Annotated in this window: 18 protein-coding genes and 1 pseudogene; 10 read left to right on the top strand and 9 right to left on the bottom strand. The window is 71.2% G+C overall.

What is annotated here, in order from left to right; genetic code table 11:
• The first annotated feature begins 1 nt into the window (after position 1).
• The 3 genes from BJF85_RS19715 to BJF85_RS19705 are packed head-to-tail and all read left to right on the top strand — an operon-like array spanning position 2 to position 3,238.
• A complete protein-coding gene (locus BJF85_RS19715; protein WP_075849574.1) occupies positions 2 to 1,138 on the top strand; it encodes an acyl-CoA dehydrogenase family protein in 1,137 nt (378 codons plus the stop codon).
• Positions 1,135 to 2,154 (top strand): acyl-CoA dehydrogenase family protein, encoded by a 1,020-nt coding sequence (locus tag BJF85_RS19710; RefSeq protein WP_075849573.1) that lies wholly within the window; start codon positions 1,135 to 1,137, stop codon positions 2,152 to 2,154. Before BJF85_RS19715 ends, BJF85_RS19710 begins: the two co-directional genes overlap by 4 nt.
• Positions 2,144 to 3,238 carry an acyl-CoA dehydrogenase family protein gene (locus BJF85_RS19705; protein WP_075849572.1) on the top strand — a complete coding sequence of 365 codons (1,095 nt, stop codon included), beginning with the start codon at positions 2,144 to 2,146 and terminating at the stop codon, positions 3,236 to 3,238. The genes BJF85_RS19710 and BJF85_RS19705 overlap by 11 nt, the downstream gene beginning before the upstream one ends.
• On the opposite strand, the gene BJF85_RS19700 is transcribed toward BJF85_RS19705, so the two are convergent.
• Together BJF85_RS19700 and BJF85_RS28125 are read right to left on the bottom strand one after the other, a co-directional pair.
• On the bottom strand, positions 3,225 to 4,055 hold the full coding sequence (locus tag BJF85_RS19700) for an aldo/keto reductase (RefSeq protein WP_075849580.1): 831 nt from the start codon (positions 4,053 to 4,055) through the stop codon (positions 3,225 to 3,227). The two genes, BJF85_RS19705 and BJF85_RS19700, sit on opposite strands and share 14 nt — an antisense overlap.
• A 228-nt stretch (positions 4,056 to 4,283) precedes the next feature.
• Positions 4,284 to 5,063: a hypothetical protein gene (locus BJF85_RS28125; protein WP_075849571.1), complete on the bottom strand. Its 780-nt coding sequence runs from the start codon at positions 5,061 to 5,063 to the stop codon at positions 4,284 to 4,286.
• Here BJF85_RS28125 and BJF85_RS28120 point away from each other — a divergent pair.
• Both BJF85_RS28120 and BJF85_RS19680 read left to right on the top strand, forming a co-directional pair.
• Positions 4,971 to 5,995: pseudogene (locus BJF85_RS28120) on the top strand (CHAD domain-containing protein). The gene BJF85_RS28125 and the pseudogene BJF85_RS28120 sit on opposite strands and share 93 nt — an antisense overlap.
• 171 nt (positions 5,996 to 6,166) lie before the next feature.
• Complete coding sequence (locus tag BJF85_RS19680; protein WP_075849569.1) at positions 6,167 to 7,015, top strand: SAM-dependent methyltransferase; 849 nt, start codon at positions 6,167 to 6,169, stop codon at positions 7,013 to 7,015.
• A 119-nt stretch (positions 7,016 to 7,134) separates the two neighbouring features.
• Here BJF85_RS19680 and BJF85_RS31630 read toward each other — a convergent pair whose 3' ends face one another.
• Positions 7,135 to 8,001: a transglycosylase SLT domain-containing protein gene (locus tag BJF85_RS31630; RefSeq protein ID WP_083666555.1), complete on the bottom strand. Its 867-nt coding sequence runs from the start codon at positions 7,999 to 8,001 to the stop codon at positions 7,135 to 7,137.
• A 723-nt stretch (positions 8,002 to 8,724) separates the two neighbouring features.
• Here BJF85_RS31630 and BJF85_RS19670 point away from each other — a divergent pair.
• The 5 genes from BJF85_RS19670 (at position 8,725) to BJF85_RS19650 (ending at position 13,917) form a co-directional block, all read left to right on the top strand.
• Positions 8,725 to 9,186 carry a PPOX class F420-dependent oxidoreductase gene (locus BJF85_RS19670; RefSeq protein WP_075849568.1) on the top strand — a complete coding sequence of 154 codons (462 nt, stop codon included), beginning with the start codon at positions 8,725 to 8,727 and terminating at the stop codon, positions 9,184 to 9,186.
• Between the two features lie 134 nt (positions 9,187 to 9,320).
• On the top strand, positions 9,321 to 9,713 hold the full coding sequence (locus BJF85_RS19665; protein ID WP_075849567.1) for a hypothetical protein: 393 nt from the start codon (positions 9,321 to 9,323) through the stop codon (positions 9,711 to 9,713).
• The gene (locus BJF85_RS19660) at positions 9,713 to 10,948 is read left to right on the top strand and encodes a putative T7SS-secreted protein (protein ID WP_075849566.1); all 1,236 of its coding nucleotides are present in this window, start codon (positions 9,713 to 9,715) and stop codon (positions 10,946 to 10,948) included. The genes BJF85_RS19665 and BJF85_RS19660 overlap by 1 nt, the downstream gene beginning before the upstream one ends.
• Positions 10,949 to 11,000: 52 nt before the next feature.
• Positions 11,001 to 12,023: a YbaB/EbfC family nucleoid-associated protein gene (locus BJF85_RS30515; protein ID WP_075849565.1), complete on the top strand. Its 1,023-nt coding sequence runs from the start codon at positions 11,001 to 11,003 to the stop codon at positions 12,021 to 12,023.
• A gap of 115 nt (positions 12,024 to 12,138) precedes the next feature.
• Positions 12,139 to 13,917: a BTAD domain-containing putative transcriptional regulator gene (locus BJF85_RS19650; protein WP_139320736.1), complete on the top strand. Its 1,779-nt coding sequence runs from the start codon at positions 12,139 to 12,141 to the stop codon at positions 13,915 to 13,917.
• A 52-nt stretch (positions 13,918 to 13,969) separates the two neighbouring features.
• Here the strand turns inward: BJF85_RS19650 and BJF85_RS19645 are convergent, their stop codons facing one another.
• From BJF85_RS19645 to BJF85_RS19625, 6 genes are all read right to left on the bottom strand, one after another.
• Positions 13,970 to 14,623, bottom strand: coding sequence for a response regulator transcription factor (locus tag BJF85_RS19645; protein WP_075849563.1), 654 nt, complete (start codon positions 14,621 to 14,623; stop codon positions 13,970 to 13,972).
• On the bottom strand, positions 14,602 to 15,786 hold the full coding sequence (locus tag BJF85_RS19640) for a hypothetical protein (RefSeq protein WP_139320735.1): 1,185 nt from the start codon (positions 15,784 to 15,786) through the stop codon (positions 14,602 to 14,604). Before BJF85_RS19640 ends, BJF85_RS19645 begins: the two co-directional genes overlap by 22 nt.
• Positions 15,779 to 16,018, bottom strand: coding sequence for an ATP-binding protein (locus BJF85_RS30510; RefSeq protein WP_255375789.1), 240 nt, complete (start codon positions 16,016 to 16,018; stop codon positions 15,779 to 15,781). The genes BJF85_RS19640 and BJF85_RS30510 overlap by 8 nt, the downstream gene beginning before the upstream one ends.
• A complete protein-coding gene (locus tag BJF85_RS30505) occupies positions 15,943 to 16,290 on the bottom strand; it encodes a hypothetical protein (RefSeq protein WP_255375790.1) in 348 nt (115 codons plus the stop codon). Before BJF85_RS30505 ends, BJF85_RS30510 begins: the two co-directional genes overlap by 76 nt.
• Positions 16,290 to 16,952, bottom strand: coding sequence for a hypothetical protein (locus BJF85_RS19630; protein ID WP_075849560.1), 663 nt, complete (start codon positions 16,950 to 16,952; stop codon positions 16,290 to 16,292). Before BJF85_RS19630 ends, BJF85_RS30505 begins: the two co-directional genes overlap by 1 nt.
• Positions 16,953 to 17,142: 190 nt before the next feature.
• Positions 17,143 to 18,282 (bottom strand): HNH endonuclease signature motif containing protein, encoded by a 1,140-nt coding sequence (locus BJF85_RS19625; protein ID WP_083666554.1) that lies wholly within the window; start codon positions 18,280 to 18,282, stop codon positions 17,143 to 17,145.
• Positions 18,283 to 18,600 lie beyond the last annotated feature (318 nt).

Genomic DNA, 18,600 nt, shown 5'->3' with positions numbered 1-18,600 from the left:
CATGGACCTGGACATCGACCCCGAGTCGGCGGCGTTCCGCGACGAGGTCCGCGCCTGGCTGGCCGACAACGTCCCCCGGCCCGCGTTGCCGTCCATGGACACCGCGGAGGGCTTCGCCGCCCACCGGGAGTGGGAGGCCCGGCTCGCCGACGCGCGGCTGTCGGTCGTCACGTGGCCTGCCGAATACACCGGCCGCGGCGCGTCGCTGCTGCAGTGGCTGCTGTTCGAGGAGGAGTACTACGCCGCGGGAGCGCCGGGCCGCGTCGGGCAGAACGGCATCTTCATGCTGGCGCCGACGTTGTTCGCCCACGGCACACCCGAGCAGCGGGACCGGATCCTGCCCGCGATGGCGCGCGGCGAGCAGGTGTGGGCGCAGGCCTGGTCCGAACCCGAGGCCGGCAGTGACATCGCGGCGCTGCGCAGCAGGGCGGTGCGCGTCGACGGCGGCTGGCGGATCACCGGGCAGAAGACGTGGAGTTCGCGGGCGGCGTTCGCGGACCGCGCGTTCGGTCTGTTCCGCAGCGACCCCGAGTCCGAACGGCATCGCGGACTGACCTACCTGATGGTCGACCTGTGCGCCGAAGGCGTGACCGTGCGGCCGATCCCGCAACTGGACGGCGAGCCCGGATTCGCCGAGATCTTCTTCGACGACGTGTTCGTTCCCGACGAGGACGTCATCGGTGAACCCGGCAACGGCTGGCGGGTGGCGATGACCACCGCCAACAACGAACGCGGACTGTCGCTGCGCAGCCCCGGCCGGTTCGTCGCCTCGGCCGACCGGCTCGTGCGGTTGTGGCAGGAACGCGGGGAACCCGCCGGCACCGCGTCCCGTGTCGCCGACGCGTGGATCGACGCCCGCGCCTACCAGCTCTACACGTTCGGCACCGCCGCCCGTCTCGCCGAGGGCCGCCAGCTCGGCCCGGAGTCGTCGGTGAACAAACTCGCCTGGTCCACATTGGACGTCGAACTGCACGAGACGGCGCTGGACCTGCTCGGCCCGGACGCCGAGGTCGACCCCGCGTGGGTGGGCGGCTACCTGTTCTCGCTGGCCGGTCCCATCTACGGCGGCACCGACCAGATCCAGCGCAACACCATCGCCGAACGCGTGCTCGGACTGCCCCGGGAGCCCCGACCATGAGATTCACGCTCACCAAGGAACAACACGCCTTCGCCGACACCCTCCACGAACTGCTGTCGGCGGCCGGCACCCCGGCGATCGGCCGCGCCTGGGCCGGCGGCGACCACGCACCCGGCCGCGCGCTGTGGGGCGAGCTGGCCGACCTCGGCGTGTGGGGGCTGCTCGTGCCCGAGGAACACGGCGGACTCGGCGCGACGCCGGTCGACGCCGTCGTCGCCTGGGAGGCGCTCGGCTACCACGGCGTGCCCGGACCGGTCGTGGAGACGCTCGGGGTCGCGCCGCGACTGCTGGCCGGCGACGGCGAAGTGCTCGCCGGTATCGCCGCGGGCGAGCTGATCGCCACCGCGGCGCTGCCACCGGCCGTGCCGCGGGCGCTCGACGCCGACGTCGCCGACGTGCTGCTCCGGTCGGACGGGGTGACCGTGGAGCGCTGCGAGCCCGGAGCGCCGGAGCCCGAGACCTCGATCGATCCCACGCGGCGGCTCGTCGCGGTGCCCGCCGGCGGAACGGCGGTCGCGGCACCGCAGGCGGGGGCGTTCGAGCACGGCGTGCTCGGGGTGTCGGCGCAGCTCGTCGGCGCGGCCCGCCGGATGCTCGACCTGGCCACGGAGTACGCCGCGCAGCGCAGTCAGTACGGCCGGGTGATCGGCTCGTACCAGTCGGTGAAGCATCTGCTGGCCGACGTCGCGATGCGCGTCGAGATGGCCCGTCCGGTCGTCTACGGCGCCGCGGTGATCTGCGGTGAGCCGGGCGGCGCGGGCTCGGTGAGCCCGGCCGTCGTGCGGGAGACCTCGGCGGCGAAGGTGGCGGCGACGCGGACGGCATTGCTGGCGGCGCGGACCGCGCTGCAGGTGCACGGCGCCGTGGGTTACACGGCCGAACACGATCTGGGGCTGTGGCTCACGAAGGCACGCGCGCTCGCGGGCGCGTGGGGTACCGCCGACGACCACCGCCGGCGGGTGCTGGCCACGCTCACGGGCGGTCCTGCCGGTTCGGGGGGCGCGGATGTCGCATGAGGACGTACGTGCGGACCAGGCGGAGATCCGTGAGCAACTCCGCGACTCGGTGCGCGGGCTGCTGACGAAACACTCCGACGTGCGCGCCGCGATGGCGGCGCCGCGCGGGTACGACGAGACCGTGTGGTCGTTGCTGTGCGAGCAGATCGGCGTCGCGGCACTGGCCGTGCCCGAACGCTACGGCGGCATCGGCGCCGGGCTCGCCGACGTGGGCGTGGTCGCCCACGAACTGGGCCGCACACTGACGCCGAGTCCGCTGCTCGGCTCGACCGTCCTGGCCGCAGGGGCGATCCGGGCCGCGGGCGACGACGACACCTGCGCGCGGTTGCTACCGGGCATCGCCGACGGCTCGACGGTGGCGGCCCTGGCGTGGACCGGCCGGGAGGGCGACTGGTCCGGCGTCCCGTCGATCCGGGCGGAGGGCGGCGTGCTGAACGGAACGGCCGAGTACGTCCTCGACGGGGACACCGCCGACCGGCTGCTCGTGCTCGCCGCCGAACGTGACGGGGTGGGACTGTACGACGTGGACGTCGACAGCGACGGTGTCGAACGGGTCGACGCGCAGGCCCTCGACCCGACCCGACGGTTGGCGACCGTGCGACTGTCCGATGTGGAGGCTGTGTGCATCGGCGGGATGGATCCCGGCGGGCTCCGCCGGTTGCGGGACGAGGCGGTCGCCGTCCTCGCCGCCGAGCAGACCGGCGCCGCGGAGCGGGCATTGGAACGGACCGTCGACCACACGCTCCAACGACACCAGTTCGGCAGGCCGATCGGGAGTTTCCAGGCGGTCAAGCACCGGCTGGCGGACGCCTACGTCCGCCTGGAAACCGCCCGATCGGCCAGTCACGCCGCACTGGCCCCGGCCGAGCCGCCACCGGAGGAGGTGGCCGTCGCGCGCGTCGTGTGCACGGAGAGCTTCGAGCACATCGCAGCGGAGATGATCCAGCTGCACGGCGGCATCGCGATCACGTGGGAACACGACGCGCACCTGTACTTCAAACGCGCCCACGGCAGCGGCGTCCTGTTCGGACCGCCGCAGCGCTATGTCGACGAGCTCGGCGAGTCGGACCTCAGCCCAGGTTGAGCGTGTCCGGGTCCGGCCCGGTGCGCTCGCCCCGCTCGAGCTCGGCGAGCGCGGCCAGGTCGGCCTCGTCGAGCTCGAAGTCGAACAGCCGCAGGTTCTCGGCCATCCGTGACGGGGTCACCGACTTGGGGATGACGACGTTGTCGAGCTGCAGGTGCCACCGCAGCACGACCTGCGCGGCGGTGCGGCCGTGCTTGTCGGCGATCGCGGTCACCGCCGGGTCGGCCAGCAGCGTGCCGCCCTTGGCGAGCGGGCTCCATGCCTCGGTGACGATGCCGTGTGCGGCGTCGTACTCGCGCACCTCGCGGTTCTGCAGGTACGGGTGCACCTCGATCTGGTTGACGGCCGGGACGACGCCCGACTCCTGCGCCAGCCGCTCGAGGTGGGGAACCTGGAAGTTCGACACGCCGATCGCCTTCGCGCGGCCGTCGGCGTAGATCCTCTCCAGCGCCTTCCACGCCCCGGTGTATTTGTCGACACCCGGCATCGGCCAGTGGATCAGGTACAGGTCGACGTAGTCGGTGCCCAGCGCGGCCAGGCTCGCGTCGAACGCCTTCAGCGCCGCGTCGTAGTCGTGCGAGTCGTTCCAGAGCTTGGTCGTGAGGAACAGGTCCCCGCGGGCGATGCCGGATTCGGCGATGCCCTGGCCGACGCCCGACTCGTTGCCGTAGACCGTGGCGGTGTCGATGCTGCGGTAGCCGGCGTCGATCGCGGCGCGCACGGCGACCGCGGTCTCGGGTGGCGGCACCTGGAACACGCCGTAGCCGACCGTCGGGATGCTCAGACCGTTGTTCAGTTCCACCGACGGAATGTCGATCTCGGTCACTGCCTTTGTCCTTTCGATGGAGATAACCGTGTGGGACCACCCGGGGTCCGCCGGTGCCGCCCGGCGCGGTGACACGCCGGTGACGTGGGCTTTCGCCGCGTGACTCCGTTCTCACACACTGTGGTCCAGATGCCGGTGGCCTACAATGGCGGCCCCTGTCGTGGACCCGTGCGAGTGAAGGAGGCCCCTCGTGCCAGGTGTGAGGTCAGGCGAGGCCGCCTACGTCGGGACCCTGACCGGCGACCTCGAGGCGGTCGGCGCCGATGCGACGAGGTGGTCGGGATCTTGGAACAGGCACTCGGACGGCGGTATTCCCTCGAGTCCGGACCGCGGCGCGTGCGCAGCATCACGTACGTCGACACGGCCGACTGGCGGCTGCACCGCAAGGGTGTGGTGCTGGCGCACGAGCGGTACGAACGCCGGTCCGGCGGGGGAGTGCTGCTCGCTCGGGCGGGTGAGGACGTGGTCGCCGCGGAGCTCGCGGAACAGCCGACGTGGCCCGCATTGTCCGCGGATCTGCCCGAAGGTGACGTACGCGGCGCCGTGTCCGGTCCGATGTGGATTCGCGCCGTCGAGCCCGTCGCCCGCGCCCGCGTCGTCACCAGGGACGTGACCGCCCGCGACGACTCCGGCGCCGCCGTTGCCGTCCTCGAGTGGCAGGAGGTCACCGGGATGGAACCGGCGCGTACCGGTCCTTTCGTGCGCGTCGAGGTGCTGCTGCCGGACTCCGACCCCGGCGCCGACGGGGTGAAGGCCGCGAAGCGGGTGCGCAAGGCGTTGCGCAGGGACGACTCCGGGCCGGTGCTGCGCAAGACCGACGCCGATCCGTACGCCGCCGTGCTCACTGCGGCCGGTCTGCCCGACCGGCCGCAGCCACCGACGATCACTCGCGATCTGCCGGCCGACGTGGCCGTGGCCCGCGCCCTGCGGGCCCACGCGACGGCCCTCGCGGCCACCGTCGACGGCACGATCGCCGACACCGACACCGAGTACCTGCACGATCTGCGCGTCGCCGTGCGCCGCATCCGGTCGCTGATCAAGCTCGCCGAGGACGTGCTGCCGGAGCGGCTCACGACCCGGTACGCACGGGAGTTCTCGTGGCTCGGCGACGTCACCGGCCCGGTGCGCGATCTCGACGTCTACCTGTTGGGCTTCGACGATCTCGCCCAGCGCCTCGTCGCGGCCGAGGCCGCCGACCTCGACCCGTTCGGCGCCGACCTGCGGCGCGGCGGGAGAGCGCGCGGCGTTCGCTCGTGCGGTCGTTGCGCACCAAGCGCTTCGCCCGGCTCATGGAGGAATGGAGTGCCGAGCTCACCCGCATCGAGGACGCGGGCATGCCGTCCGAGGCCGGCGCCGGCAAGGCGGACGGTGCGGCCGGCGACCCCGCTGCTGCCGGTTCTGAGAGCGCCGACGCGCCCACGGACCCGGAGTGGCCGGTCGCGAAGACCGACAGCCGCCCGGAGCCCGAGTCCGAGGCGGCGGAGGTGCCGGACGTGGCGAGGTTCGCGCGGAAGCGGCTCGCCGCGACGGCGAAGAGGGTCACCCGCCGCGCGGCGGCGATCACGCCCGAATCGCCCGCCGACGACGTGCACGATCTGCGCAAGCGGTGCAAGGAACTGCGGTATCTGCTCGAGTTCGCCCAACCGCTGTGCCGGCAGGGGGAGTACTCGGCGGTGCTCAAGCGGCTCAAGCGCTTGCAGGACATCCTCGGTGCGTTCCAGGACGGCGAGGTGCAGAGCCTCGACCTGCGCGAACGGGCGGCGGAGATGTCCGAGTCCGGCCGGGCGCCGGTGGGCACGCTGTTGGCGATGGGCGAGCTCGCCGGCACGTTCGCGGTCGATCAGCAGCGCGCGCGGCACGAGCTGACGGAGGCCCTGCGCCGGTTCCTCGGCGAGGACATGCGCAAACGCATCACCTCCCTCGTGAAGTGAGCCGCGCCGGCGCCACGGGGGGTGACGGTGCGGTAACGCCTGTCGTGATGGGGCAGCCGCGACCGGTGGGTCGCTCGGTAGGGTGAGCGTTGGCGGGTGAGCCCGCCCGGATCCGGGGCGCCACGGCCGGATCCGGACACCTCAGCACCCGGGGAACCACCAGGAGGAGCAATGGCGCCGAACGATCCGAACTCCGTGCCCGAAGGCGTGGACCTGGAGCGGCCGAACCCCGCGCGGATCTACGACTGGTTCCTCGGTGGGACCAACAACTGGGCCATCGACCGCGAGTTCGGCGCGAAGGCCGTCGAGACGTTCCCGCTGGTGCGCACGATGGCTCGGGTCGGCCGGGAGTTCCTCGGGCGCGGCGTGCAGCACCTGGCCAACGAGGGCATCACCCAGTTCCTCGACCTCGGTTCCGGCGTGCCGACGGTGGGCAACGTCCACGAGATCGCCGATTCGGTGAACCCCGACAGCCGCTGTGTCTACGTCGACAACGAGCCGGTGGCCGTGGCGCACTCGCGGGTCCTGTTGGAACGCGACGGCGACCCGACGCGGCACGCGGTGGTCCAGGCCGATCTGCTCGACGTCGACAAGGTGTGGGACGCGGCGCTCGAGAGCGGCGTGCTCGACCGGACCAAGCCGATCGGGCTGATCGCCGTCAACGTGCTGTACTTCTTCGGCCCCGAGCAGGACCCGCACGGCGTCATCCGCAACTACATGGACCGCCTGCCCTCGGGTTCGTACCTGCTGACCTCGCACCTGACGTTCGACGGCGTGCCGGACGAGGGGCAGGACAAGCGCGAGGAGATCAAGGAGCAGTACAAGCGCTCCAGCTCGTCGCTGCACATGCGCACGCGCGAGGAGTTCGAGCAGTTCTTCGAGGGCCTCGAGATCGTGGAGCCGGGCATCACCTGGACCCCGGAGTGGAGGCCGGAGCTGCGGGAATCGCCCGCCTCCGAGGAGTTCCGGGACAACCCGGCGATGGCCAGCGGCTTCGTCGGCCTCGGCCGCAAGCCCTGAGTCGCGCCGTAGACGCGAGCGGGCCGCCGGAGGCGGGGTGACCTCCGGGCGGCCCGGTGAGAGTCAGCTGCTGATCGAGGCAGCTGCCAACTGAGCGGGGCGTTGTCGGCCAACCCTGCTCAGTAGCCCTGGTAACCGCCACCCCCGGACATCGACTTGAGGCCGGGGTGCTCTTCGAAGCCGCCGTAGCGGTCGAACGTGTAGTTGACGCCGGCGATGATGTTGTCGACCGGGGCGTAGATGTCGTTGTGCCCGGCCAGCTTGTAGGCGTCGAACGTCGGGTCGATGGTCTGCATCAGGCCCTTGGACGGGATGCCCTTGGCGGCGTTGCTGTCCCACAGGTTGATGGCCCGCGGGTCACCGCTGGACTCCTTCTCGATGATGGTGCGAATCTCGTCGCGCTGGTCGTGGGCGACCGGCACGCCGTGGTTCTGCAGGACGTCGATCGCACGGTTGATCCAGCGGTCGACCTGGTCGAACTGCGGCTGCGGTGCGGGCTTGGGCTGGGCCTGCTGGGCCTGCTGCTGCTCGCCGCCGCCCTGGTTGCCGGCGTTCTCGCCACCGTTGTTGTTGTCGCCAGCGTTGTTGTTGGCGTTCTGGCCGCCGTTGTCGCCGTTCTGCTGGCCGGCCTCGGCGTTGCGCTGCTGGCCCTGGTCGGCGTTGTCGCCGGCGGGCTGCTGGTCGGCGGACGGGCTCTGGGCCTTCTCACCGAGCTGCGCGATGCCGAAGTGGCTGTGGGCGCGCACGACCTCGACGTTCTCGGCCGTGGTCTCGTGGCTGTTGCGCTCGCTCGTCGCGGCGGGTTCCACCGTCGTGTCGGCGAAGGCGGCCTGGCCGACGATGCCGGCGAGCGCCGTCGCCAGCAGGCCGACGGCCGCATAGCCGCGGACGCTTCCTTCAACGAGGACGGGTTGAGTTTCGGGGATGCAGGGGTCAGGGTCTTTCGCGCGAAGATCTTCTTCGCGTTTCGGGGGATGTTGTTCCACTCCACGGGGTGGTTCTCCTTATTGGATTGGGCGTGCCGACCGGTCGGGGTTCCGAGTCGGCAGCGTCGCGACCGTGTTGGGGGACACGCGGGGTTGTCGCGGCGCCTCCTCGTAGATTACGAAACGGCAACGGGGATGTCACGAACCGGTGTTGTGGAACACAGATCATTTCGTAAAACGAGGTTTAGCGAGGCTCAGATGGCCTTTCCTGGAGGAGATCCAGCAACCCGGCGACCGTATCAGAACGCCGTAAGTTTGTCGTCAAGTGCCATCTGACCTGCGCATATCCAGTTGTTGCGGACCAGTATGAGCACGTGAAGTGAATAACTCATCGCATGTAGTCAGTACGGGTGATGCTCGGCGTGTCGAGGCAACTTCGCTACGTGATCAGTGGATACGGAACGTGAACGAGGCGGTTTCTGATTCACGAATCAGTATTGGTAGAGACATTTCACCGAACAGGCAATAGATCACCGATGTGGTTGATGTGGCGACCGGGTTCACCGATGTGGGTTTATGGATTTGCATTCTTGCTGCGTGCCGGCCGTGTCGATCTCGGTGAATGGACCATTCGCGCCGCCGGTGATCGCCCCCATCGCTCGTGAGGGTGACCCACGGTGCGGGCTAGGGTGCGAACGGCAGCACCCGGGGGCACAGTGCACCCGGAGCGAGTATCCGAACCAGCCGGCCCCCGGACCGAGAGCACCACCCAGGAGGTAGTTCGTGCCACGCATCGCCACCGCCGAACGGATCGACCGCGACGCGCTGCTCGAGTTCGTCCGGCCGCGGCACCGCACCGTGCTCATGACGACGCGCGCCGACGGCAGGCCCCAGCTGTCGCCGGTGACCTGCGGTGTGGACGAGAGCGGCCGCATCGTCATCTCCACCTATCCGAGCAGGGCCAAGACGCGGAACGCGCGGCGCGAGCCCCGCGTGTCGCTGTGCGTGCTGTCGGACGAGTGGAACGACGCATGGGTGCAGATCGACGGCACCGCCGAGGTCCTCGACATGCCCGACGCGCTCGACGGCCTCGTCGAGTACTTCCGCTGCATCTCCGGTGAGCACCCCGACTGGGACGAGTACCGCGAGGCGATGCGCAAGCAGGACAAGTCCCTGCTGCGCATCACCATCGACGACTGGGGCCCGGTCGCCACCGGCGGCTTCCCACCCGAACTCGCCGACTGACACTTCCGTCGACCGGGCCTGGCCGGAACCACCGTCGAACCACTCCCGTGCCACCGGGCGGCGGCAGCATCGCGCGCAGTCGCAGGCGGCGCACGGGGTGCCTGCCGGGTGGATACCAGGGGTGGGCTCAGGCGATGACGGGTTTCGGGTCGGTGCCCGACGAACTCCAGCAGACGGCGGGACGGATCGCCGAGACCGTCGCCCAGGCCGCGGGCGTCGTGTGGCGCGGGCCGGGCGCGGACTACGGCAACGCTGCCGTGCAGCAGGCGTGGGGCGGGTTCATGGACGAGGTCGGCGCGCAGCTGCGGGCACTGCAGTCCGCCGCCGACGAGCACGGCGGCGGACTGATCGACGCGGCGCGTTCGTACGTGCAGCAGGAACAGGAAGGTCTCGACGTCTTCTCCGGCCTGCGGGCCGCGGTCGAGCAGGGACCGGCCGCACCCGCGTCCGGCGGCGGGGTCGCCGGGTTCGGCAATGCGGGCCTCGGCGGTGGGATCTCGAGCGTCCTGGACGGGGGCGCCTTCTGATGGTGGCGCAACTGGGGCAGACCGCCGATCCGAAGCAGCTGATCCCGGGCGAACCCGAACAGATCGCGGAGGATCTGCGTGGCGTCGTCGGCAACATCGGCACGGTCGGCGACATCGGCGGCATGCTCGGTCGCATCGACCCGGCGAACTGGATGGGCGCGGCGAGCAACGCGTTCCGCGACGCCTTCGGTGCCGAACCGCCGAGATGGCACGGGCTCGTCGACACCGTCGCCCGCGGCGGGCAGACCCTCGCCGACTACGCCGATGTGCTCACCTGGGCCCAGGGCGAGGCGCAACGGGCGATCGAACTGGACCTGCAGGCCCGGGCCGCGCATCGGGCGGCGGCCGCGGCGAACCCGTTGACAGGCGGCGCGCAGGACGCGGCAGGCGGGATGCTCGGCGAGGCGCAGGCCGTGCTCGACAACGCCCGGGGCCGCGTCGACGCCGTCGGTACACAGCTGGCCGCCAAGCTCGGACTGCAGCCCGACGGTCAGGGCGGGTACGCCAACGGCTTCGAGCGCGAGGCCCTCCACGAACGTCACCGGTACGAGCGGACCTTCGGCGGCGAGCAGAACCTCAAGCAGGATCCGGTGTCCGAGCTCGTCGGCCTGCTCGGCATCGAACTGCCGAACACGGGCTGGCAGGGCGAGGCCACGGTGGCGGTCGCCGAGGGCGAACTCGCCGGCGGGTTCGACGGCGGTGTGGTCGCCGGCGACGGTTCGCTGCAGGGTTCGGTCCTCGGGGCCGGCGCGAACGCCGAGGGCTCGCTGGACGCGACGGGCCTGTCCGCCGGCGCGGGTGCCCAGGCGCACCTCGCGCAGGGCGGTGCGCAGGGCGCGCTCGACCTCGGCGGGGTGGGTGGCGTCAACGCCGAGGCCAACGCCGCGGTCGAGGCGGAGGCCAACGCCAACGCACAGCTGGGCCTGACCGGACTCGACGTCGGTGCCGACGCCTTCGCCGGAGCCCGGGCGGACGCCTCCGTCGGCGCGGAGGTCCTCGGCATCTCGGCGGGTCTGAACGGCGAGGCCTGGGCGGGGGCCGGTGCGGAAGCCGGACTGCAGTTCGGCATGGGGGAGGACGGCAAGTTCCACGCCGGCGGGTCCCTCGGCGCGGCCATCGGCGTCGGCGGCCGCGTCGGTGGCGAGGTCGCCGTCGACCCGGGGCAGGTGGCCGCCTCGGTCGGCGGGGCGGCGAGCTCGGTCGGCATGATGATGCTCGGCGTCGGCGGCGGGTGAGGCCGGTGCTTCCGGTGCCGATCGCGTTCACCCTGCCGACGGATGGTGTTCCGTGCCGCCGGCGGAGGTGGGCGGTCCCAGCGGTCCAGGCAGTCCCGGCGCGGAGTTCGTCGCGCTGCACCCGGCCTCCCGCGATGGGTTCACCGCCACCATCACGATGAGCGGCGAGACCCGTGCCGACGGCGCCGACCTCGACGCGCTCGCCGACGAGGCGGCCGCGCGGCTGGTCGGCGCGGCCGTGGCCGTCACGGTCGGCCGCCGCGAACGGGCCGGCGTCGCGGCGGCGGGCAGTCTCACGCAGGCCCTCGGCGTGCGCGTGCGCGCCGGCTCCACGATTCGGGACCTGGCCCAGCTGCAGACGTTCGTGAGCATGGCCGACCAGGCCGGCAACCGCCGCCGGGCGATACTCACGGCCGCGCTGACGGCGACCCCCGCTCAACTCGCCGGCGCCGGGTTGATGGGCGACTTCCAGGCCTTCCTGGCCGGTATCGAGTCGGACCGGCCGCTCGCGCCGGCCGGGGTTACGCGGGCAGGCATCGACGAGAACCGTGATCCGCGGCCGAACAGCGAGACGAGGAGTGGCATGACCGAGCCCGGCGAGCAGCTCATGCGGCGGATCGAGGCGATCGACACCGCGGCGGCCGACAACGCGCGCGCGGCAGAGGCGTATCAGCGGGTGACCGAGGAGCTCGCGCAGGTCCGGGGCGAGGTGACCTCGCCGGACGGGGTCGTCACGGTGGTGGCCGGTGCCGACGGGGCGGTCGAGCGCGTCACCTTCGGCGACGGTGTGCGGCGGCTGGCGCCCACGGAGCTGTCGGCCACGGTCACGCACACGATCGCCGAGGCCCGTTATGCGGCCGCCCGCGCACAGGCCGAGATCGTCCGCCGCGCGTTCGGCGACACCGAGCTGTTGGACAGGGTCCTCGACGCCGACGTCCGCGTGTTCGGCGACCGCAGGCCGCGCGATCCCGGACCGCCGCCGGTGGGGTATCCGGGGCACGGCCGGGGCCGGCACCACATCGATACGGAACCGGAGGACTACTCACAGTTGTCCTATGTGCGCCGCGGTCGCTGAGTCGACCCACATTTGAGGGTCGTTCGACCGACAAACCCTCGCCGAGCGTGTGGATAGCGTCGACGCCGCATCGGGTGACCGGCCGGTCGCCATCACGTTCGGGGTGGGGGATACGATGACGTCGATCGAGATCGACATGCTCGGGGAACTGGATGTGCGGGTGGCCGGGACCCCGGTGCCGATTCCACGCGGGAAGCAGCAGTTGCTGCTGGCGGCCCTGGCGCTGCGGCCGGGGCGGTTCATGTCCACGGAGGACCTGATCGACCGCGTGTGGGGCGAGGATCCGCCCGAGACCGCGCGGACCACGCTGCGCGGCTACATCAAGCGGCTGCGTTCGGCGCTCGCCGGGGCGCGGGAGCCGGTGATCGAAGCGGCTTCGGGCGGGTACCGGCTGCTGGTCGGACAGGAGGGGACCGACCTCGGCCGATTCCGGTGTCGGCGACGGGCCGCCGCCGACTCCGGCGGCCCCGCCGAGCTGTGCGGGTTGCAGGGCGCGTTGGAGCTGTGGCGGGGACGTTCGTTGGACGGGCTCGACCGCATGGCGTGGGTGGAGCAGGAGGCCGAGGTCCTCGACGAGGAGTACCTCCAGGTGTGCGAACGCGTCGCCGATCTGCTGCTGGAACTCGGCGACGCCGAACGGGCCGTCTCCCGGCTGCGTCCGCTCGTCCGGACCCATCCCTATCGCGAGTGCCTGTGGGCGCGGTTGCTGCTGGCGTTGCACCACGCGGGCCGCACCGCCGATGCGCTTGTGACCTACGACGAGGTGCGCCGGATGCTGGCCGACCGGCTCGGCGTCGCACCGTCGGCCCACCTGCGCGGTGTCCACGAACGCCTGCTGCGTGAGGACGCCCACGCCGCCGCGGTCGCACCGCCGCGGCGGCCGTCGGTGCCCCGGCCACGCGGAACCGAAGAGACGCCGCAGGGCGACCTGGTCGGCCGGGCGCGGCTGCTCGACCTGCTCGGCCGCACGGTCGACGCCGGGAGGAGCCGGCTGGTGGTGGTCGACGGTCCGGCCGGGGTGGGCAAGACCGCGCTCGTCGACCACTGGGCGGCCGGGGCCGCATCGGGGTTTCCCGGCGGGGTGCTGCGGGTGGACCTGCGCGGGTTCCACGTCGACCCGCCGCTGTCGGTGGCCGAGGGGTTGACGGACCTGCTCGTGCAGACCGGTGCCGAACCCACGGATCTGCCGGTCGGCGATCCGGCCGCGTTGGCCGCGCTGCTGCGGTCGAGGACAGCCCGTCGGCGGGCCCTGATCGTGCTCGACAACGCGCGCGACGCCGCGCAGGTGCGGCCGCTGCTGCCCGGGACCGCGTCGGTCGCGGTCGTGACCAGCCAGAACCAGCTGCGCGGCCTTGTCGCGGGCGAGGGCGCGGTGCGCGTGACGGTCCCGCCGCTCAGCGCTCGGGACGGGGTGGAGCTGCTCTGCCGCCACGCAGCTGTCGAGACCGATGGTCTCGACAATCGGGAGGCACTGTACGAGCTGGTAGATCTGTGTGACGGCCTGCCGTTGGCGTTGCGGATCGCGGCCGAGGAGCTGGGCCGGGTGCCCGGGGCGCATGCGGGTGGGCTGGTGGCGCAGCTGCGTGCGGAACGCAGCAGGTTGGACCAGCTCGACACCGGTGACGAGGCGACCGGGGTGCGGGCCGTGTTGTCCCGCGCGTACGCGCACCTCACCCCGGCGGAGGGCGAACTGCTGCGCCTGCTGGCCGCCGGGGGGAAGCTGGAGTTCGACGTCGACGACGTCGGGCGTCTCACCGAGCGGGATCGCGCCGGGGCGCGAGCGGCGATGCGTGGTCTGCTCGCGGTGAACGTCGTCGCGGAGCGCGCGCCGGACCACTACCGGCTCGGCGATCTGCAGCGACTTGCGGCCGGGGGCGAGGCCGCCGTCCGGTGATCGTGTTTCTGGGGGTGGCACGATCACCGGACGGTTTTCGTCCGTGGGCCGCCTACAGGTCGTCGACGTTGACGAGGCCGTCCTGGATGGCGCGGGCGACGAGCGCGGCTTTGCTGCCGGCGGGCCTGCCGACGTTGGCGTACTTGAGGCGGACTCGGTCGAGGTAGGTCGTCACGGTTTTCGGGGAGATGCCGAGCCGTTCGGCGACGAGGTCGCGCGATTCGGACTGGAACCATTCGACGAGGACCTCTTCCTCGCGGACGGACAGTTTCGGCCGGTCGGAGCTGGTGTTGGCCGACAGTGCACCCGCGAGCGCCGGTGGGGTGTACGGGCGGTGCCGCGCGGCCGCGAGCGTCGCGGGCACGAGGTGGTCGGCGCCCTCGGTCTTGGTCAGGAACGTGACGGCGCCGAGGTCGAGACAGGTCAGCGCGGTCTGTTCGTCGTCGCGCATGGTGTAGACGATGACGTGCCTGCCGGCGTCGACGAGCCTGCGGAGTTCGCCGTAGGCGGGTGCGGTCTGTCCGGCCAGTTGCAGGTCGAACACGACGACGTCGGCCGTGTCGCCGGGCGGCAGCCAGGCGGTTTTCGCGGTGGGGCCGCCAGCGACGACCCGCACCGGCTCGGGTGCCGTGGAGTACCAGTGTTCGATGCCGACCAGGATCGCGGGGTGGTCGTCCACGACCGTCACGGTGATCTCGTCTGCCATACCGCCTCTGTCCAGAGTGTCCGATCGTTGGTGGTCGTCGTGACCCGGGTGTGGGTGCGTGGGGCGCGTTCGATGGTGGTGGCCGTGTCGTGCGGGGCGTCGGCGACGACGCTGACGCGGACGGCGGTGGGGGTGCGCATGACGGTGGCGCGGGCGGTGGTGCGGGCCGAGGCGAGCGCGGTCGCGGCGGTGTCGACGAGTTCGCGGCGCGCGGGGTGCGGCACGTCGCGGATCTCGCCGCGGACGGCGAGTTGCACCGATACGCCTTGGCGTTGGGCGATGTCGATGCCGGCCCGCAGTTCGTGCAGGAGCCGGTCGGACACGTCGTCGGTCTCGGCGAACAGTTGGCGCATGCGGGCGGCTTCGACGGCGCTGCGGCGGCGCACGGTGTCGTCGTCGGCGTCGAGGGTGCCGTAGGCGAGGCCGGTGAGCAGGGGGACGGTGGTGTCGAGCAGCCGGGCGTAGCGTTCCTGGTGGTCGCGGTGGGTGAGTTCGCCGACCTCCTCGTCGATGCGGGTGCGTTCCTCGCGTTCGGCTGCCTTGCCGGCGGCGGCCGCGGTGCGGCCGAGCAGTGCGGCCAGGAGGGCGACGGCGATCTGGACGCCGAGCACCGACACGGCGGCCAGGCCCATCAGCGCGGCGATGTAGCGCTCGGGCATGCCTTTGACGGCGATCTCGGCGACGGTGGTCGCGGCGTGCAGGCCGAGGAAGCCGGTGATCACGGGGAGCCGGGTGCGCAGCAGCAGCGCGACGATGTACCAGCCGGCGATGCCGAAGGACCAGTCGTCGGCGACGAGCAGCAGCCGGGCGGGGACGGGGATCGAGGCGACGACCGACGCGGCGATGCAGATGCCGGCGAGCAGGAATGCCAGTCGGTGGGACCACGAGCGGCGGCGCAGGAGCATGGCGCCCATGACGCCGGCGACGGCGGTGAGGGCGGTGAAGCCGGCGACCTCCATCCACCACGGCCCGAAGCGGTGCTGGTTGGCGATCAGTTGTGGCAGGCAGTTGGTGATCTGGATGGTGACCGCGACGATCAGCGCGACGAGTTGCGCGCCGCGCAGGAGCCGGTCCCGCACGTACTCGGCCGTCGCTGTTGCCGGTGCTGTTTCCGGTGTCGCTTCGGGTGTTGCCGGTGCTTCGGGTGCCGTGGTGTCAGCCATGCCAGATCCATCGGACGGTGGTGCCGTGGCCGGGGGTCGAGTCGAGGTATGCGGTGCCGCCGACGGCGGTCATGCGTTCGACGATGGAGGTGCTGACGCCGCGTTTGTGGGCCGGTGTGGTGGCCGGGTCGAAGCCGTTGCCGTCGTCGGTCAGGGTCACCTCGATGCCGCCGGGGTCTTCGGTGCTGTGTGCGTCGAGCCGGGCGTGGGGGACGCCGGCGTGGCGGGCGATGTTCTCGACGGCTTCGCGGACGCGTCGGCGATGGCGAGTGCGGGGCGGGCGGGGAGGGGGAGGTTGTCGGGGAGATGGTGGTGGACGGTGACGAGTGGGTGTTCGGTGGCTTGGTCGAGAAGCGTGGTGAGGTTGACGGTGCCGGTGTCGGTGGTGCCGGCGTGCGTGGTGGTTGTGGTGGTGGGTTCGGCGGTGATGGCGTCGAGGTCGCGGCGGGCGCGTTCGGGTAGCCATTCGCGGTGTCGGCCGGGGGTGGCGCCGAGGGAGACCATCAGGAGGGTGGAGCTGGCGGTGTCGTGGAGGGTGGCGAGGTATTCGCGTTCGGCGGCGCGGCGGGCGGCGGCGACTTCGGTGGCACGGCGTTGGGCCGAGGCCCGGGCGCGTGCGTGGTCGGCTTGGCGGGCGCGGGTGCGGATGAGCACGTAGCCGCCGCGGGCGAGTGCGGTTTCGAGGAGGAGGCGGGCGCGAAGAGTGCGGCGTCGGTCAGTTCGCGGGTCATGGCGGCGCCCGCGGTGTAGGACACGGCGGCCACGCCTGCGACGAGTAGTCCGAGGCGGGGTCGGGTGGATTGTTCGAGCTGCATGGTGATGCAGGTGATGCTGGCGACGGAGAACGCCCAGCCGTTGTAGGGGCCGACGACGGTCCAGGGTTGGGTGAGTTCGACGACGAGGAGTGCGGAGATCGCGGCGGCCACGGGTAGCGCGGGGTGTGGTGGGGTGCGGCGGCCCCAGGTCCACCATGCGGTCAGTGCGCACCAGGCGGTTGCCAGCAGTGTCACCGCGACGACCGGCAGCGGGTCGGCGGGCGCTCCGACGAGGGCGAGCGCGGCGCCGGCGAGAATGACGAGGATGCGCACGCCGACGGCGTACCGTTCGAGGGTGGTGTTCAGGCCGGTTTCGGTGGGTCCGGGGAGGGCCGGATCGGTTGCGACCACCTGAGGGGATCCTGTTCGTCTGGCTGTGCGGGGAGGTCTCGCCTGCGCGTTGCGAGCGGAGAGTACTCCCGCCGTTTTCGCGGTCGTCAGGTGTATGCGCTGCGGAAACGTCCATTGCGGACGAACGGCCCGGTTTCGGTAAAGATCGGACGCTCTGTGGTGTCGGGAAAGCCCTGCGGTGCCGGGAAAGTTAGAAGGGTGGGGGTTCGTCGGGATCGGCCGGCCGAGCCGGTGTCTTCGGTGTCTTCGGGCTGAGGATGGATGTGCGCTCGCCGGTGTGGGTGCGTCCGAGGGGTGTGGTGACGGTGGTGGTGCCGTGGGTGGGGTCGTGGCGGGTTGTCCAGCCGGGTGTGTTCTTCATGCGGTGGTGCCGTCGGCACCGTGCGGCGAGGTTGGTCAGTGAGGTGGGTCCGTGGTCGCGGGCCCATTCTTGGAGGTGGTCGGTGTCGCAGTGGCGTGCGGGACGTCGGCACCAGGGGATGGTGCACTCGCGATCACGCACGCGGATGGCTTCGCGGAGGGTGGTAGTGGGTCGATACCGCGACCGACCCAAATCGACCGGATCACCGGTACCCGGATCGCAGAGGACTTTGCGCAGCACGCTGTTGGGGTTGGTCATGATCTCTCGGCCGAGTGCTCCGGGGATGGGCCCGTAGCCGTCCAGCTCAACCCCGGTCTCGGAGATCGACAACGCGGTGTCGACGGGCATGTGTAGATAGACCATGGTTGCAGCCTGAGGGACCTGCGCACCAGGATCGTTGCCCAACAGCAGGTCGACGGCGATATCAGTGCGGAGCTGCTCAAGGGTGCGGGACTCGCCCTTCTTCCGCAGCTGCCGAGCCATGGCATCCACCCGGGCGTAGCAGGCGGAGACGACCTCCGACCGAGTCGAGACGATCAGCTCGGATTGGGCGTGGTCGCCGTGCTCGACCACAACTTTGCGATCGGCCTCGGCCTTGCGGGCCCGCTCCACCCGACCACCGGGATCAACCTTCTCCACAAGCCGCCTGACGATCCGTACGAGGTTGTGCGGCTGCCACGCCGTCTCGACTGCAGACGACAGCTTCTCCGCAAGCTGGGTATCCACCTCGCGGGCCTGTTCATCGGACAACGGCGCCGTGACATCGAGAACCCGTGAGGCCGGGTAGTACTCGATCAACCCAGCGCGCATCGCGTCCAACAGCCGAGGCATCCGCGAAACCAGACTCGACGCATGAGCGATCCGAGCCTCAACAAACCGCACCGAGGCTCGGTACTCGGGAACCAGCGCTTCGGCCAACCAAGCCCGACCCTGTCGATCCCCAGGATCAGCAGCAGCTAACGCCACCATCTCCTCAGCATCCAACCAAGCCCGCCGAGAACGCAACGACACCACAATCGAGGCAACATCCCCAAAACCATTCACAAACCCAATATTACAGAACAATCACACGAAACGAACCACCCACAAGAACGACAAAACCCCACTCCAACCATCACCCCGAGTAACGCACCCCCGAAGCGAAGCAAGGGCAAACCCGCCCACCCCAAAAACCTCACCGAAACCAAACCCCACCCCCGGAGTGTCATCCCGTCGACCTGAAACCGAAACCATCACACTGCAGGCAGGGCGCAACCCACCCCCACACCGCCACCGACCATCGAAACC

The organism is Saccharomonospora sp. CUA-673 (assembly GCF_001942305.1).
Classification (GTDB): Bacteria; Actinomycetota; Actinomycetes; order Mycobacteriales; family Pseudonocardiaceae; genus Prauserella.
The sequence above is the reverse complement of the archived record's forward strand: the minus strand, read 5'-3'. Positions and strand labels throughout refer to the sequence as shown.